Source organism: Ruegeria sp. CDSA021 (assembly GCF_059612325.1).
Genome location: NZ_JBXWQJ010000024.1, coordinates 1 through 15,188 on the forward strand (window position 1 = coordinate 1; position 15,188 = coordinate 15,188).

General features: G+C 53.9%; 14 protein-coding genes. 5 read left to right on the top strand and 9 right to left on the bottom strand.

What is annotated here, in order from left to right:
* From AC2FLD_RS20805 to AC2FLD_RS20815, 3 genes are all read left to right on the top strand, one after another.
* The coding region (locus AC2FLD_RS20805; RefSeq protein ID WP_496673805.1) for an acetyl-CoA C-acyltransferase at positions 1 to 927 on the top strand (927 nt) is incomplete at its 5' end.
* Positions 928 to 1,055: 128 nt separating this feature from the next.
* On the top strand, positions 1,056 to 2,147 hold the full coding sequence (locus AC2FLD_RS20810; RefSeq protein ID WP_246097261.1) for an AraC family transcriptional regulator: 1,092 nt from the start codon (positions 1,056 to 1,058) through the stop codon (positions 2,145 to 2,147).
* A gap of 121 nt (positions 2,148 to 2,268) precedes the next feature.
* The gene (locus tag AC2FLD_RS20815; RefSeq protein WP_142638596.1) at positions 2,269 to 3,447 is read left to right on the top strand and encodes an acyl-CoA dehydrogenase family protein; all 1,179 of its coding nucleotides are present in this window, start codon (positions 2,269 to 2,271) and stop codon (positions 3,445 to 3,447) included.
* Positions 3,448 to 4,032: 585 nt separating this feature from the next.
* On the opposite strand, the gene mddA is transcribed toward AC2FLD_RS20815, so the two are convergent.
* Positions 4,033 to 4,791 carry a methanethiol S-methyltransferase gene (gene mddA / locus AC2FLD_RS20820; RefSeq protein WP_299640394.1) on the bottom strand — a complete coding sequence of 253 codons (759 nt, stop codon included), beginning with the start codon at positions 4,789 to 4,791 and terminating at the stop codon, positions 4,033 to 4,035.
* 230 nt (positions 4,792 to 5,021) lie between these two features.
* On the opposite strand from mddA, the gene AC2FLD_RS20825 reads away from it, so the two are divergent.
* Positions 5,022 to 6,521: a winged helix-turn-helix domain-containing tetratricopeptide repeat protein gene (locus AC2FLD_RS20825; protein WP_496673803.1), complete on the top strand. Its 1,500-nt coding sequence runs from the start codon at positions 5,022 to 5,024 to the stop codon at positions 6,519 to 6,521.
* Between the two features lie 23 nt (positions 6,522 to 6,544).
* Here the strand turns inward: AC2FLD_RS20825 and AC2FLD_RS20830 are convergent, their stop codons facing one another.
* From AC2FLD_RS20830 to AC2FLD_RS20840, 3 genes are read right to left on the bottom strand one after another with little or no spacing between them, the layout of a single operon-like run.
* On the bottom strand, positions 6,545 to 7,573 hold the full coding sequence (locus tag AC2FLD_RS20830; RefSeq protein ID WP_496673800.1) for an adenylate/guanylate cyclase domain-containing protein: 1,029 nt from the start codon (positions 7,571 to 7,573) through the stop codon (positions 6,545 to 6,547).
* Between the two features lie 4 nt (positions 7,574 to 7,577).
* The gene (locus AC2FLD_RS20835; protein ID WP_496673797.1) at positions 7,578 to 7,958 is read right to left on the bottom strand and encodes a group I truncated hemoglobin; all 381 of its coding nucleotides are present in this window, start codon (positions 7,956 to 7,958) and stop codon (positions 7,578 to 7,580) included.
* Positions 7,959 to 8,012: 54 nt separating this feature from the next.
* Positions 8,013 to 8,837, bottom strand: a complete 825-nt coding sequence (locus tag AC2FLD_RS20840; RefSeq protein ID WP_496673794.1) for a class I SAM-dependent methyltransferase — start codon at positions 8,835 to 8,837, stop codon at positions 8,013 to 8,015.
* 493 nt (positions 8,838 to 9,330) lie between these two features.
* Between AC2FLD_RS20840 and AC2FLD_RS20845 the strand changes: the two genes are divergently transcribed.
* Positions 9,331 to 10,077 (top strand): hypothetical protein, encoded by a 747-nt coding sequence (locus AC2FLD_RS20845; RefSeq protein ID WP_496673791.1) that lies wholly within the window; start codon positions 9,331 to 9,333, stop codon positions 10,075 to 10,077.
* Between the two features lie 298 nt (positions 10,078 to 10,375).
* Here AC2FLD_RS20845 and AC2FLD_RS20850 read toward each other — a convergent pair whose 3' ends face one another.
* The 5 genes from AC2FLD_RS20850 to AC2FLD_RS20870 all read right to left on the bottom strand — a co-directional run bounded on the left by AC2FLD_RS20850 (position 10,376) and on the right by AC2FLD_RS20870 (position 15,009).
* Positions 10,376 to 10,744 (bottom strand): hypothetical protein, encoded by a 369-nt coding sequence (locus AC2FLD_RS20850; RefSeq protein WP_496673788.1) that lies wholly within the window; start codon positions 10,742 to 10,744, stop codon positions 10,376 to 10,378.
* Positions 10,745 to 10,780: 36 nt separating this feature from the next.
* Entirely contained in the window at positions 10,781 to 11,026 is a 246-nt protein-coding gene (locus AC2FLD_RS20855) for a YMGG-like glycine zipper-containing protein (RefSeq protein ID WP_496673785.1), read from the bottom strand.
* Between the two features lie 283 nt (positions 11,027 to 11,309).
* Positions 11,310 to 13,139 carry a DUF3604 domain-containing protein gene (locus AC2FLD_RS20860; protein ID WP_496673782.1) on the bottom strand — a complete coding sequence of 610 codons (1,830 nt, stop codon included), beginning with the start codon at positions 13,137 to 13,139 and terminating at the stop codon, positions 11,310 to 11,312.
* 315 nt (positions 13,140 to 13,454) lie between these two features.
* Positions 13,455 to 13,940: a GNAT family N-acetyltransferase gene (locus AC2FLD_RS20865; protein WP_496673779.1), complete on the bottom strand. Its 486-nt coding sequence runs from the start codon at positions 13,938 to 13,940 to the stop codon at positions 13,455 to 13,457.
* Between the two features lie 241 nt (positions 13,941 to 14,181).
* Positions 14,182 to 15,009 carry a class I SAM-dependent methyltransferase gene (locus AC2FLD_RS20870; protein ID WP_496673776.1) on the bottom strand — a complete coding sequence of 276 codons (828 nt, stop codon included), beginning with the start codon at positions 15,007 to 15,009 and terminating at the stop codon, positions 14,182 to 14,184.
* Positions 15,010 to 15,188: the final 179 nt, after the last annotated feature.

The window sequence follows — 15,188 nt, forward strand, 5'->3', positions numbered from 1 at the left end:
GACAGGCAATGTTCATCGGGATTGATGGCCATTGCGACGGCCGCAAAGCAGGTCATTGTGGATGGTCAGAATGTCTCGGTGGCAGGCGGGCAGGAAAATATTTCCATCCTGCAGAATGCCTATCTGAAATGGGCGGGCGATGAGAAAGATCCAAACGTTATCGCCCAATCTGAACATGCCTATATGCCGATGCTGATGACGGCGGAAAATGTGGCGCAGGTATATGGGATCAGTCGTGACGCCCAGGATGAATACGCTGCACTTTCCCAAGGTCGGACGGCCCGGGCTCAGGCCGCTGGCGCCTTTGATGACGAGATCGTTCCGATCACTGCGATAAAGCGGGTCAAAAACCGCGAAACCGGAGAGGAAACCCTGGACGAGGTGACCTTGTCAAAAGACGAAGGCAACCGGCCGGGCACGACGGCCGAAACTCTCGGGGCATTGAACCCAGTTGTCGAAGGAGGCGTGATTACTGCCGGAAACGCAAGCCAACTCTCTGACGGGGCCTCGGCTTGTGTGCTCATGGAAGGCAAAGTGGCTGAGCAGCAGGGCCTCACACCGCTAGGTATCTATCGCGGCATGGCTGTTGCAGGAAACGCACCGGAAGAGATGGGGGTCGGCCCGATCTTTGCAATTCCAAAGCTGCTGAAGAATGCAGGTCTTCGCATCGAAGACATCGGCCTTTGGGAGCTTAACGAAGCCTTTGCCTGCCAGGTTCTGTATTGCCGTGACCATCTTGGGATCGATCCCGAAATCTACAACGTGAACGGCGGTGCAATATCGATTGGCCACCCCTACGGCATGACAGGTGCGAGACAAGTCGGGCATGCTCTGATTGAGGGGAGGCGTCGTGGCGTGAAATACGTGGTGACCTCCATGTGTGTCGGCGGAGGCATGGGCGCCGCAGCACTGTTCGAAGTCGCCTGACCCCACTGAAATTAGTTCAAGCAGAGCGTTATCTGGTTGAGACATTGACATTCTGTCATCTGCGAGGGTCGCCATCTGCAAGCCTGCGTTTCATGTCGACCGGAATTGGTGATACCTCCTGAGGCGTTATGACCAATGTCGCGCCAACGATCCTTTCCACGGTTTCCAGCCAGTTTGTCGATGACTGGCTGGCGGCGCTGCGTGCCCTGTGCCCAGAGGCGCAGATGGCTTCGCTGCTGAGCCGGTCCGGTCTGAACGCGGATACGCGCTCGCCGAATGGTCGCGTCACGCTGGATCAGATCGTTTGCCTCTATCAACTTGCTGCAGTTGAGACCGGCGATGAGATGATGGGGCTTTGGAGCAGGCCCGTGCGACCGCGTGCCCTGCAACACCTTCTGACGACAGTGCGCGAAGCCACATCCTTGCCATCTGCACTTTACCGGTTTTCGACCTTCTGGAATTTGCTGCTGGATGACTATCAGTTTGATCTGGATGACACTGACAGCGCCCTCACACTGAGCCTGAACCCGCAAACAGATGCGCCTGTGCAACGGTTTGGCCACATGCTGATCCTCAAACTTGCCCACGGGCTCATGTCTTGGCTGGCAGGGCATGAGGTTCCGGTTAAAGCCGTTGATTTCGCGTTTGATCGCCCGGACTTTGATCAGGATTACGCGATCATCTTTCCTGCATCGCTGCGGTTTGGCCAGCCCGCCACCGCAATCTCGTTCGATCCGAATGCACTGGGTCCCGTGCAGACGCGCAGCACCGCTGACCTTGACCGGTTTTTGCAAAACGCGCCGCGGGACTGGATTTTCACCTCGTCGCGTGAACACACCCAATCGCTGCGCGTGCGCACCTATCTGGGCCAAGCGGGATGGGACGCGGCCACCCTGACCCAGACAGCATCCGCAATGCACATGACCCCGCGCACCCTGATCCGCAGGTTGCAGGCGGATGGCACGTCGTTTCAGGCCATAAAAGACGCCCTGCGCCGCGACACCGCGATCCGCGACCTGCAGGCGGGGCGCAAAAGCGTTGAGGCAATTGCGCAGGATGTGGGCTTTTCCTCGGCTGCCAACTTTCATCGGGCCTTTCAGCGTTGGACCGGCAGCAGGCCAAGCTCCTACCGCAGGAAAAAACGTAAGGCGCCGTTTTTGTCACTTTTGGACAATGATCTGTCAGCGCAAGAGATAGAGCTTAGCAAGCCCGATCGCTAAATCTTGTTGCAACAAAGCATTCTTATCTAAATTTTCGCCTTTACAGCCCATCAATCCGGCCATCCGTGGCTGCGGGGTTATGGCGTCATATGAGAATGATCGCCCCTGAAAGGACCGACCAATGTCAGACAAACTCGCCACCATACTCCAAGCCGCACGCGACCACGCCGAGCAGGTCATCCTGCCCAATGTGGACGCCTGGAACGCCGCAAAGAAGTGGCCCCGTGATGCGTCTGACAAGGCCGGGGCCGCTGGCCTGACGGGGCTCTACGCCCCCGAGGAGTTTGGTGGTCAGGGCTTGCCACTGGCAGAGGGCATTCAGGTCTATGAACAACTGGGGTTGGGCGATGGTGCCTATGCCTTTGCCCTGTCGATGCATAACATCTGCACCTTCGCGGGCTGCGGTTATGGCACGGATGCGTTCAAGGAAAAATGGGCGCGGGATCTGACTTCGGGGCGCAAACTGGCGAACTTTGCACTGACTGAACCGCAATCCGGCTCGGATGCCACAAACATGTATTCGCGCGCCCAGATCAATGATGACGGCACTTGGACGATCAGCGGTGCGAAGGCATGGGTCAGCTTGGCCGGTGAGGCTGATGTCTATTTCACCGTGGTCAAAACCAGTGACGCACCCGGCCACAAGGATATGGCGATGATCGCCATTCCCGCCGACGCGCCGGGCCTCAGCTTTGGACCGCTCTATGATACCCCGTCCTACAGCTTCTTGCCTCTGGCCGAGATGTACATGGACAAGGTGGTGGTGAGCGAAGACAACATCATCCTGCCGATCGGTCAGGGCTTGCAAGGCTCGCTCATGGCGATCGATATCGCCCGTGTGTCGATTGCGTCAGGATGCTGTGGATTGATGCAAGCCGCATTGGATACGGCTCTGTCCTATTCCAAGAACCGCAAGATGTTTGGCGGCAAGAACCTCGATCTGGACGGAATCCAGTGGATGCTGGGTGAGGTTGCGACCGATCTTGAAGCCTCCAAGCTGCTTTATCGAAAGGCGGCAGAATCCCTTGGCACACCCGAAGGCCCTCTGATGGCCGCTCATGCCAAACGGTTTGTGCCAGATGCCGCAGTGAAGGTTGCGAACACCTGTACGCAAGTGTTGGGCGGTATGGGTCTGCTGCAGCCTTATGGTCTGGATCGTTTGTCCCGCCTCGCACAAATGCTGCGGATTGTGGACGGGACAACCGAAATCAGCCGTGTAGTTATCGGGCGGGCCCTGCAAAAACGAGCGGCAACCTTGCCTGATTTGCCAGTACCGAAAGGATTTGGTGAAACCGGCTGAACGTTCCACCCCCCGGTGAAGCGGAACCAACCTGAAAATCTCCTCACAGATCGGTAAAATCGAAAGATCGGCCGCACACGTGCGGCCGGTTACTCGAGATTGCAGACCTTGGTGCAAACGCAGCGAATTCACACTTTGTCCGCAGAGCGGTTATTCGGGGAAAATCGATCGATGTCCGAATTGCGGACAAAACGGCTATTGACATTTTCTATTCGAATGACCGCTTTGTGCGCATTGCAACCGCTGCGGAGGACACGTAGGGCGGGAAGCAATCATTCGCTGCAGATGCAAGCAGCTATGTTAGGATCTACGAGATCGGACATACAAACATGCGTAGGTAGCGATCTACAAGTCAGTCGGTCGACTCCTTTGAGGCTGTTTCCACGTTGTTTTCGCTCGCGTGCTCACTGCGAGCGTTCAATTCTTTGGGCCAGGCCAACTACATAGCCTATGACCCAACTTTCTAAGATCCTACTTCCAAAAGTAGTTCCGGGTTCACACTACCACCCAACGCTTATATCGCGATAAATTGGCGTTGAACGGGCTCTTGGTGTGCCGATAGTACGACCAGTAGCCCGGGAAGGCTCAGCCGTGTCGCGCTTCGAGATCGCCGGAACGCAAGGGCGTCATGCGCGGGATCAGCATGGGAACCATCGCCTGGTACGCGCGATACGTATCGCCAAACTCGCGCACCAGAGATCTTTCTTCGAACCATAGGCCAATCATCACGTAAACCGTCATCAGCCCGGCAAAGAGCGCGTGACCAACCGTCATGTGCGGCGTGCCGAGTAAGACTAGGATGACGCCAAGCTGCATTGGGTGGCGCACGAAACGGTAAAGTCCGGGCGTTTTAAACTCCGGTTTGGGCATAGGCTGAGCGCTGTTTGCAGTCCAAATCTGACGCAGACCAAACAACTCGAAATGGTCGATCAGAAAGGTGGAAAGCAAAACCAGAAAGACACCCAGTGCGCAGATGCCATAGGTCAGCCACGCCAGGGCACCATTGACGATCCAGATCGTTTCGGGCATCGGGCGCCATTGCCAAATGGCCAGGGTCAGAAACAGGGCCGATTGCAGCACATAGGTGCTGCGTTCTGCATCCGCAGGAATGATCCGCGTCCACCAGGATTTGAACGCCTGTCGCGCCATGAGGCTGTGAAAAAAGCCAAAGAGGAAGATCAGCCCGACATTGATGACGAGGGCGACGGGCCAGGCGGATGAGGTCCCATCGTTGATCGCTTTCGGAATAGGCAGTTGCAGGAGAAAGCCGATCATGTACAGAAAGGCCACATTGAAAAGAACATAGGCAGCGGCGCCATATAGGATCAGACCAGGGCGGTTCATAAGTCAGGCTCCAATTCATTTTTGTTTCAGATGATCTCTGTTTGCCCGAGCCGGGTGATGCGATGCTTGGTCCTTTCATGGAGGTTTTCTGGTGATTTTCTGGAGACTTGGCGACTATGTGTCCTGGCCGCTGCCAAAGCGCTGTGCTCGGATACGAAAACAGCTTTATTTGGGTGCCGCGAATTGCGTTCAAGCTTTACGAAAAAACTGAATTCGCGCAGAATTCCCCTGTGAAATATGCTTTTGATCAATACGTGCTGGATGCAAGCCGCCTGCAATTGACGCGGGAAGACGTTCCAATTGCTACAGAGCCGCAAGTGTTTGCGCTGCTTCGGCATCTCCTTGAAAACCGTGACCGTGTCGTTTCTAAGGACGAAATTTTTTCGATTATCTGGAAGGGCAGGATAGTTTCGGATGCAGCCCTAAGCAGCCGCGTCAAAGCGGTCAGAGCAGCCATTGGAGATGACGGCACGCGGCAGGCTTTGGTCCGAACTGTGCACGGGCACGGGTTTCAATTTGTTGGCACGGTCGAGGAAACGCATGACAAGACCGGCTCTGCAGCGGTTTTATCGCAACCCTCCATTGCCATCATGGCAACCGTAATAGTGCATCCAACAGATGCTCAACGGGCCTTTGGTGAAGGGTTAGAGGACGATATTAGCGCAGCCATTGGTCGGGTTGGAACGATTTATGTCGCGCGATACTCTGGTCAGAATGACCCAAAGCAAGCTGCCGAGGAATTGGGCGTTCGGTACGTGCTTGGCCTCAAATTACGATTTGCGGGGAATGCATTTCGCTTAAACGCTTCTTTGATGCATGCCGGACGGCAGGCAGAGGTTTGGGCAGATCGTTTTGAAGGGCAGCTTGACAACCCTTTTGAGGCGCAAGACCTGGTGGTTGCGGCCATTCTGGGCCGCCTCGTCCCCAATGTCATGATGGTTGAAGTGCAACGCGCTTTGGCTGAGGCCGACTTGACGGATGCATATCATGAACTTCTGCGAGCGACGCCGCTTTGTATGCGGATGGACGCGGATGACAATCGGCAAGCCGTGGTTCATTTGCGACGGGCATTGGTATCAGATCCCAAACATGCCTTGTCACATGCAATGCTTGCGTGGTGTCTGGGACAACAGGCGATGTCCGACTGGGCCGCTGACGGACCAGCCGCGCTTGCAGAGGCGATGGAACATGGCAAAATCGCGCTTGACCTTGCGCCACGCGATGCGTTGGTTCTGACTTTCGTGGCCACGGCCGAGGTGGCTGCAGGGCAACATACTGCAGCGCGCCATCACCTTGAGTCTGCCCTTGCGTTGGACCCAAGTCTGGCTTGGGCCTGGGCCATGTTGGGAGCCGTGGAAACCTTCGCCGGGAACATGAACGAAGCAGTAGCAAACTACGAAAGAGCTTTGCGTCTTAGCCCGCATGATCCGATGCGGTTTAGCTATTACTTTGGCATTGGCGCCGCCCGATACGGATTGGGCGAATATGAAGATGCCTTATCTCTGCTTGAACAAGGTTACATTGAAGCGCCCGGCTCTACATGGGCACCGCGACTAATCTTAGCCTGTGCTGCCGAACTTAACCTGACCGACAGGATGCATGCCATGGCCGCAAAGGTTCGTAGCGTGAGGCCGGATGCCACTGCCGAAAAACTTGTAGAAGCAAGTGTCGTGAAAGATCAGGCATACCGTGATCGAATGCTCAGTTCATTTCGCAAGGCAGGTTTTTAAAACTCAGATCCCGCGCCAAGGGCTCAAGCGACCTTTCTGTTTGGTTGGTAGTGTTTCAGGCGCGCAATTTGTGTATCGCCAAATCCACGCAAGGAGACTGTCTCGGCCTCACTGAGTTTGAAATCGTCGATCAATTCGTCGCGCATCGAGTCGCATATCGTGATCTCCATGGGGTTTGATTGAGCTTGCAAACGCGCGGCCATGTTCACCGCAGGGCCAAAGACATCATAGACGTATTTCTGGACACCGACCACTGAGCCTACGACAGAGCCGCTGGCAATGCCGATGCGAGCGCGCCATTTGTGCGGGTGCGTTTGATTGCGCCGCTCCAGAAAGCTAATCATTTTGGCCGCGACCCGCGCAGCTGAAAGCGCGTGATCTGGCGTGGAGTGCGGTAATCCAGTCACTGCCATGTAGCAGTCTCCGATGGTTTTGATCCTCTCGCTGCCGTGATGCTCACCAATCTGATCGAATGCTGTGAAAATTGAGTTCAGCTCGGAAACCGTCACATTCGGATCGCCAGCTGCGGCCATCTTGGTAAACCCGACAAAATCCAGCATTATGACGGTCACCGGCTCGAACAACCGTGGTGTGACAAATCCGAATGTCATGAACTCCTCGTAAACCGATTTTGGCATCATGTTCAGAAGTAGTTTTTCAACCCGCCTGTTTTCCCGCTCCAACTCGCGGGTTCGCTTGTCAACCATGGCTGCATAGCTATCGATCATGGCTTCGGTCTCGCGCAAGCGTGAGATGTTGTGGCCTTCGATGATAATCAACCTGTTGCCCTCGTGTTCCGCTTCATGGGCACTGAGTTCAACGACCAAAGTCCGATGTTTGACTTTCGTGCGAACCTCCACCGATTCCCTATCTGGCAGGTCTTTCAAGGCAATAGACGTGTCCAAATTCAAAACTTGACCCTGTGCCGCGCTCCCGAACCATGTTTCGAACGTTTGGTTCAGCGAAACGATGACGCCGGTGTCGGCGTCAACGATACAGATTCCAACATTTATGGAGCCAAGTAGCTTTGCACTAATTTCCTGGATCTGCATGGAATTACCTAACAATCAGCGAACGTCGCGCTTCAACGGCGCTCAGTGTTTTGGAAAGGTCGTCTGGAGCAAAGCCCGCTTCGGTCAACGTTTTGTCTAAAAGCGCTATGACTTTATCGAACTGCACATTTGTGACGGTCAAGTGATGATGCCCGCTCGCCAATCGCTGATCCGTGTACTTAGCAGGGCCCCCAAGAATCGACGCGAAGAATTTAGTCTGGTGATCAATCAGTTTAGCCATGTCGACGTCGTCGAAGAATGGGCCAACGATATCGCTGTCCAGCACCCGATCATAGAAATTGACAATCACCGAATGCAACGCACGCATGCCGCCATATTTGTCAAAAAGCGGGAGTGATCTTTGGCGTTCGGACTGCCCTAGCATGGAATGTCTCCTGAGAATGACTTGCCCGGCGAATTCCGCCGGGCTGATGGCTTTTCATGCTCTGTGAATGATGATCTCAGCGTACTCAGCCGGAACAATCATCGCCTGAGTATCGGTCGAGTGATTGCGCGCAACAGCGATCAGGTCTGCTGCGAGTTGCGGTGCGCGCTCGCCGACGGCGTTAAAAGCTTTGTGCATTGGACCGTATATTTCGCGCCACCGTTCCACCCAATGTTGCGGCGAACGTTCACGGAAAGTGAAATGGCGTTTCGTGATTTCAATTTTTTGAGCTTGTGCCCCAAAGAGCTCCTGCAAACGCGCCTTGGTACCCCACTCCAACGGAGAACGAACGCCCGAAACCGGTGGCACATGCCGTCCGATCGTTCGAAAGACTTCGCCTATGAAACTTTCTGGCGTCCAGTTGGCAAGACCGATGGTGCCTCCGCTGCGGCAGACGCGCAGCATTTCATCAGCAGCCGCCTGTTGATTGGCCGTAAACATGACACCAAATGTAGATGTGACATGATCAAAAGATGCCCCCTCAAAAGGCAGGTCTTCTGCGTCGGCTTCCCGAAATGAAACGGTTAACTGCTCGGCTTTGGCGCGGGCGGCACCCGCGCGCAACAGACTGGTAACATAGTCTGTGGAAACGACATTGCAGTGTCTCCGCGCTGCAGCCAGGGTTGCGTTGCCGTTTCCGGCGGCAACATCCAGAACGCGGGCGTCGGGTCGCAAATCCATCGCCTCTGCAAGGGTCTCACCAACGATTTGTAAGGTCGTGCCTACGGCGGCGTAATCACCTGACGACCATGTAGCGCGTTGTTTTGATTTGACCGCGGCCAGATCTGGTGCGGTGGCAATTGAGGCGGCTGTGTTCATTGTCTGTCTCCATTGATTTCGCTTTCAATGGAACAACTCTTGCCAAAAGCCGGGATTTGAAACTTGCAGAAGACCTGGAGAATATCTGATGTTTCCTGCAGGTTTGTCTGTTTCTAGTTGTTTCGATTGAAATCGTTGGATCTCCTCGTTCTGCGTGGCGCCCTGTCAAGTTGAGTTCGACGATTGCTGCTGACGAATGTCCACTATGCGGGTGCGGCTGCAACACCCGGATTGAGTGTTCAATGTCTGGAATGGCCCGGGATTGTCAGCGGCCAATGTCGGCTCTCGGCAGATCGCTTCGATTTATTCATAGTGCAGCATCGGTCAAAGTGAGCTCAGAGCCGCCATTCGCTGCGTAGTGCATTAGAGACCGCTCTGCGGACCGAGCGGCTTTGCCCATGTAGCGTATTAGTGATATCGACATAACGTCGGCGTACATATCCTTCTGGCAATGCCGACCCCATTTCTGGAGGAGGTTCAAAAGCGACCAAAAATGAAGAGTTCAATATTTCGGAAAACCAGTGCCGCCTGCATTCTGGCCTTCTCCCTTTCTCAAAGTGGGGCAGCTGCCGAAAACGCCTCTAACCCACTTTCAAAAGGTCGGAACACAGATCTCAGAATTCAGCATACTGACGGAAATAGCGGTGAAAAAACAGACTATTTCATTGATGGTGCCTTCATGGCGCTAGACAATTTGAAGATCAAATACGAGCTTCACTACAACAATATATCAGCAAATGGGATGTCCTCCAGCGACTGGGAAAAGGCGCTCGTTAAATTGATATACTTCCCAACGGAGGGCTTGCTCAATGAGACTTGGGGGTACCGCGCGGCGGTGGGCCTCGACTGGATAGTTGAGTTTGGCAATGATGACCAAGGTATTGGGACAGGTTCAGATCAGCTCGGACCGTTCGTCGGGGTCGCCTTTGGAAACCAAGATACTGGTCTTTCACTTATCCCCTTGGTACAGCATTTCTTTGACTACAATGGCGATACCGACATCAGCCAGACGGCGCTCAGGTTAATCACGCTACAACCCTTCGCAACCGACTACTGGGCCAAGTTGGATTTGAAAGTCCCATATGATTGGGAAGAAGATGCTTGGTCTGGCTCTGCAGAAGTCCAGATCGGATACAACATCAACGAAGGCATCGCAGTCTACGGCGAAGCGCTTCTGGGAATTGGTGGCAACCGATCTTTTGATGAAGGATTTGGTGTAGGCCTTCGCTTCCGATACTGAACCTTTAACCTTTTCCGACTTGGTCTCAGTAAACGTTGTTTGTTTATGACCGCTCAGGGCTCGATGCGGTCGTTCTTAGAGTTTGGGCGAATGTCTGCTGTGCGGACAGAGCAGCCGTTCGCAACCGTATCAACGGTTGCCGGATAGACCTGCCCCTAGGTAGTCAGCACCTGTCCTATGGATGCTAGATCGAGCGATACGCCAGACACGCAACTGTATTTTTGTCTGATCGCCTTGCGCAGCTCGACGACCAATATCAGTGAGGCACGGAACAGATAACTGAGAAGTTCGATCTTACCTAAAGGCCGAGGGTAGACTTCACTGAGCCGTCTACAACCCCAGCCAAAAGAGCGTCCCTATCGTTTTCGCAACCAGCCCGAAGAGCTTCAATAAAGTCTGCACGGACTTTTGCTCTTTCCTCGTCTGTTTTGGCGTACTGAGCGATATCAATATTCCGGTTTATGAAGACCAAGGCGACCATCTTGCCGACAACGTCGATGATCATCGCTTCATCACCATCGGTTTCTTCAACGACAGAATTGCACGTGTGATACATCAAAGGGAGGGCGTCTTGCACCATTTGATCAGCAACTTCATCTGCGGCGACTATTTGGGGGGTCGCGGCCAATGCTATGGTTGCCGCAAGTGAGAGTGTCAGAGTTCGCATAATATGGGTCTCCATTTTTTCTGTGCCTGGACAGAATTATTTTCTGTTTTTACCAATTATCGCGCCTGCCACGCCACCGGCAACGGCCCCTTCGGTTCCGCCTACTAACGCGCCGACTCCGGCCCCGATCACTGCACCCTTGATAGCGTCTTCTCTTTCTTCGTCTTCTCTTTCTTCTTTTTTGTCTTTGTTGTCAGCATAAGCCATCGAGGCCGGTGTCATGCTCAAGGCCATTGCTACGGCGCTCAAAATCATCAGCTTGCTCAGCTTGGCAGTCTGCATCTCTATTCTCCCTTGTTCCTTCATGTCACGTTAAGGCGATATTTCCGCCGGTAGCAAGCAATCTGAAGGAATCCTTGCCAGACATACTTCGTGTCCCGGCATGTGTTTGACATACAGCATTGATCACTCTGAACTCAAATCCGTCGTTCGCCGCACTTTATACGAAGGGCTGCACTGCGGACAAAGTTGCCATTCAATAGCACACACAGAGGCTCTACGAATTCACAGAAGCTCCAATTACGGAAGCATAACAGAAGCCCTGCTGCACTGCCTTTGTGGGCTACTACTCCGGTGAATACCAAATTGGCGAAGTCCATGCTCGTTCTTGTATCCACACCGCGACATCCTCAAGGAGCGGCAGGCCGTGGCGGACGGCGTCATACGTCGTCCAGCGTGGAGTGGGGATTTCGATGACGCGCATGTAGTACAGAGCATGTTCGCCAGGATCAAAATCGTCGTCTGTCCAATGACCAAACAACTCCGCAGCTCCGATTGAGTTACTGTAAGTCGCAGTTTCAGGATCAACCGTATTGCCAACGGGCGGCAGCTTGCCATTCACATCCGGCACGCGATCTCCTGACCACACTACATCTATGATGCGTTCTTGCGGCGCTCCGCCTTCATCGACCCAACCCTTGATGATTTGTACGCGATCGAGGTTGGCTCCGATCGGATCTTTTAATGCGTGCACCGCAAAAGTTGGTGGGCCGTCCAAAGCTGTCAGAGAACCGCCCATCGGCACGCCGTTGGCATAACCGTCTATTACAAGCTTTACGGGATCGTTGTTGCTTTGGAGCATTGCACCGCCAAAGAAACGCGGCTGTATCCTAGGGCCTGATGTGGCGAAGGTTTCGCGGCTTTGCATCGCGTCAAAAATCGCACTACGTGTGTTCTTGGACGCCCAGACGCCTGCGAGCGAGCCCGGGTTGGCGTCGGGGCCAAGCAACCAGCCGTCTATCTCGCCTTCGCGGCGTTGCTCGATAGTACCGTCGGCAACACCATGGCTGCCATTATAGGTCGCCTCATCGACATCACTTGGGGTACCATTATGATTGTCGGTGCCTCCGATGAAACCAAGTTTCCAAGGGTTCGCACCTAGCTTCTGCTCATAGTCGAGCCCTTTAGTCGCAGCCCAACGGACGAAGCCATCGTTGCGGAAGAAACGTTCACTGAATGTGGCGATACTCTCTGCATTCTCGAAGTTCGCAAACTCGTCGTTAGGCGAAACGCCGGGATGGGTTTCGGAATTGCCTTTGATCTGCATCATTTCGATCAACGGTTCCCACTTGGCGCGGCGCCCGGCATATTCACGCGTGATCGGACTTCCAGCATTGTCGATCGGCTCAAACATCAAGCCTTTGCTCCCGTTGGAATTATGTGGGATGGCCAACAGTTTAGAGCCCGCAGCTTCTTGCTCTTCCATCCACTCCCAAAGTTCTTCCTCGTCTGTAGTATCAAGCGCACTAAGCGGGATGTCCGGCACTTTGTTGTCTCGGAAAATCACGTTGCGATGCATGTTTCCGGCATTGGGGGCCGACGTCCATTCAAACGCGATAAGGCTGGTAAAAGTCCCTGGCTCGTAATGCGCCTCGGCAGCCCCCACCACATAGTATTCCCAAGCCGTTGCAGTTGTCTCAAGTCCAGCAAAAAAAGGTGGATGCTCAGGCTCACCAGATCGCATGTTGCTTATTACATATTTTACGAACCATGCGCGTTGAGTTTCTATGTCCGACAAACCGCGCAGCTCAGCAAGAGCTTCTTGGTAATGCCCTGGAGCAGATGGGATCTGCGTTGAGAGCATCTCGCCAAGAAATTCTGCATGATCGGAAACGGCCGCAAAATCCAGAGGTCGACCAATTCTGCGCTGCACGTTGTTTACCGAGACAGGTTGGCCCTTCGCGAAGCGATACGCGTCCGAAGGTGTCAGACGTGCACCTCCAATGTAGGCATCAAGAGAAAACGAAGTATGTACATGAGTTTCGCCGAAGTAAGCGTTCTTGATCGGGTTCTCAGGTACCATGGCCTCAAGCGCGCTCCAATCATCTTGTGCCAAAGCGGGAATTGCTACGGTCAGAAAGAGGAGTGGCAATGTTGGCAATGACTTTCTTTTCATTAAAACTCCCTTTCAATCTGTATCTGCCGATTATGGTGGCGAAAGACGGCTCCAAGCAATGTTAAATAGTTGGCAGATGCCATTGCACCTTTCCAATTTGTCGCAAGTGAAAGGTGAGAACATAGACATACGGGTGACTGTCATTGGACTAGTTGGCGCGGCAAAAATCCACTCGCGGGGCAGGCCTTGAGTGGCCGCTTTGGGCTTGGAGCAGTCATTGACTGCGACAAATGCGAATGGCAGTTCCGCGGACAAAGCTGACGTTCCCTTTGGAAGGCTATGTGTCCGCTTGGCTGAGAGACAACAAGTTTTATTTCAAAGTCGCATACTCATCTCATGCCATGCCATTCCTCCGTGGTCGGAGGCAGACCGCCTCAGATAACCATAGCCGAGCTTTTCATAGAGTGGCACATGATGCTCTTTGCACATCAGATGGATCGCCTCCTTGTTCATCTGCTGCATCCGCCTAACAAACTCATCCATCAGAGACCTTGAATAGCCCTTGCCTTGTTCGGTCGGGTCTACGACGACGGACAAGATGACCACATTGGGAGCGTCAGGGTCGTGGCCGATAAGCTCCTTGAAGTCCTCGTCAGACATCTCAACCTCATGAGCGCATCCGCAGTTGATGAAGCCCACAACCGTTCCATCCACTTCGAGGATTAGAAAGCCATCGGGGTAGGTCTCAATCCGTTTGCAGATTTTGGCGTGTGTCGCAGCCTCTTCACCTTCGTAGGCGGAGATCTCGATTTCAAAGCAGCGATCCGCATCGGCGGTTTGGGCATTTCTAAAATTGCGCATACAAATCTCCCATGTGTCTTAGAGAGATATAGCCCAAGAAACCCGAAGCTGTCTTGCGGCCAGCAAAGCGTATCGATAACCAGCCAAAGGCGCGAATTGCAGCCTCAGCCGATTTTGGCTCGAACTGTTCATCTGACGGCTTCAGCAGGTCATAGGGTCGGTTTAGGCGGCACCAAGGTCCGGAAAACGGACCAAAATTGCCAGTCGCAGCACGCGCATAATCACGAAGAGTTTGCAAAAGTCAGCGGCGAACGGCCGAAATGATGACGGACGGAGCCGGGACCAGAAAACCGCCATTGTGTTTAATACCTTGTGAGCGAGTACGTGCCGCCAGATCAGAGCGAATTGCATCTCGTTTTGTGACTGGCTGCGCTCCCAAAAGTGATGCTGCGCGAACGGCACCCTGATCAAAGGCATCAAACAAGTCTTCAGGTTGCTGCAGATACAGTTCTGAGGGCACGTCGATCAACTGAACCTCTGCAAATCCCGCTTTGGTGACCATAGGTTCAGCAGCAGAGCGGTCCACAAGCATATGGGCGTCAGGTCCGAAGGGCAATGTGACCGAGGGGTCGCCCAGGCGTCCAACCGCATCGAACAACCAACCGAATGCACCATTTGATCCTTTCCCTCTCCAGATTGAAAACGCGATACGCCCACCCGGTCTCAATGCTCTTGCCGCTTCCGCCAAACCACGTTCAGGATCGGGAAAGTGCGGTACGCCAAAACCAATAGTGACAGCGTCAAAACTGTTATCGGCAAAGTCCATTGACATCGCATCTCCTTGGACAAAGGAAGCGTCCGGCACAGCTGATTGAGCAAGGGAGATCATAGCCGCAGAAAAGTCGAGTCCAGTTACAGAAGCGCCTCTTGCCGAAAGTTCCGCAGCGACAACACCATGCCCGGTGCATAGATCAAGAACCGTTGACTTAGATCCAGCCGAAACCGCATCCGAAAGCCTTTGCGCAACAACGAGCGTAGCTCGGTCGAACCCATCTGCATAACCCTTGGCGATAGCTGGATTGGCCCAGCCTTCGCGCTCCATCTTTTCAAAATCATTGAGGTCGGTCATGCATCCTCCAAATCAGGTCAACGTAGCACCAACAGTTTTCTGAAGCTAATGGAAGCACTCTTGGCGCTGAACGACACCCTCCCGACAATCGCGCTATGACGTCTGCTGTAGGGCTCGGCGCTGTCATTCCCTCAATCGCGACGGATGTCTGCTCTGCGGACAAAGCGGCTGCTGTTTAT

What these genes read in the sequence shown, in the direction of transcription:
- AC2FLD_RS20860 (WP_496673782.1), bottom strand. Translation starts at nt 13,139, where the DNA reads ATGAAAAGAAAGTCATTGCCAACATTGCCACTCCTCTTTCTGACCGTA.
- AC2FLD_RS20850 (WP_496673788.1), bottom strand. Translation starts at nt 10,744, where the DNA reads ATGCGAACTCTGACACTCTCACTTGCGGCAACCATAGCATTGGCCGCG.
- AC2FLD_RS20810 (WP_246097261.1), top strand. Translation starts at nt 1,056, where the DNA reads ATGACCAATGTCGCGCCAACGATCCTTTCCACGGTTTCCAGCCAGTTT.
- AC2FLD_RS20865 (WP_496673779.1), bottom strand. Translation starts at nt 13,940, where the DNA reads ATGCGCAATTTTAGAAATGCCCAAACCGCCGATGCGGATCGCTGCTTT.
- AC2FLD_RS20840 (WP_496673794.1), bottom strand. Translation starts at nt 8,837, where the DNA reads ATGAACACAGCCGCCTCAATTGCCACCGCACCAGATCTGGCCGCGGTC.
- AC2FLD_RS20835 (WP_496673797.1), bottom strand. Translation starts at nt 7,958, where the DNA reads ATGCTAGGGCAGTCCGAACGCCAAAGATCACTCCCGCTTTTTGACAAA.
- AC2FLD_RS20845 (WP_496673791.1), top strand. Translation starts at nt 9,331, where the DNA reads ATGAAGAGTTCAATATTTCGGAAAACCAGTGCCGCCTGCATTCTGGCC.
- AC2FLD_RS20870 (WP_496673776.1), bottom strand. Translation starts at nt 15,009, where the DNA reads ATGACCGACCTCAATGATTTTGAAAAGATGGAGCGCGAAGGCTGGGCC.
- AC2FLD_RS20830 (WP_496673800.1), bottom strand. Translation starts at nt 7,573, where the DNA reads ATGCAGATCCAGGAAATTAGTGCAAAGCTACTTGGCTCCATAAATGTT.
- mddA (WP_299640394.1), bottom strand. Translation starts at nt 4,791, where the DNA reads ATGAACCGCCCTGGTCTGATCCTATATGGCGCCGCTGCCTATGTTCTT.
- AC2FLD_RS20815 (WP_142638596.1), top strand. Translation starts at nt 2,269, where the DNA reads ATGTCAGACAAACTCGCCACCATACTCCAAGCCGCACGCGACCACGCC.
- AC2FLD_RS20855 (WP_496673785.1), bottom strand. Translation starts at nt 11,026, where the DNA reads ATGCAGACTGCCAAGCTGAGCAAGCTGATGATTTTGAGCGCCGTAGCA.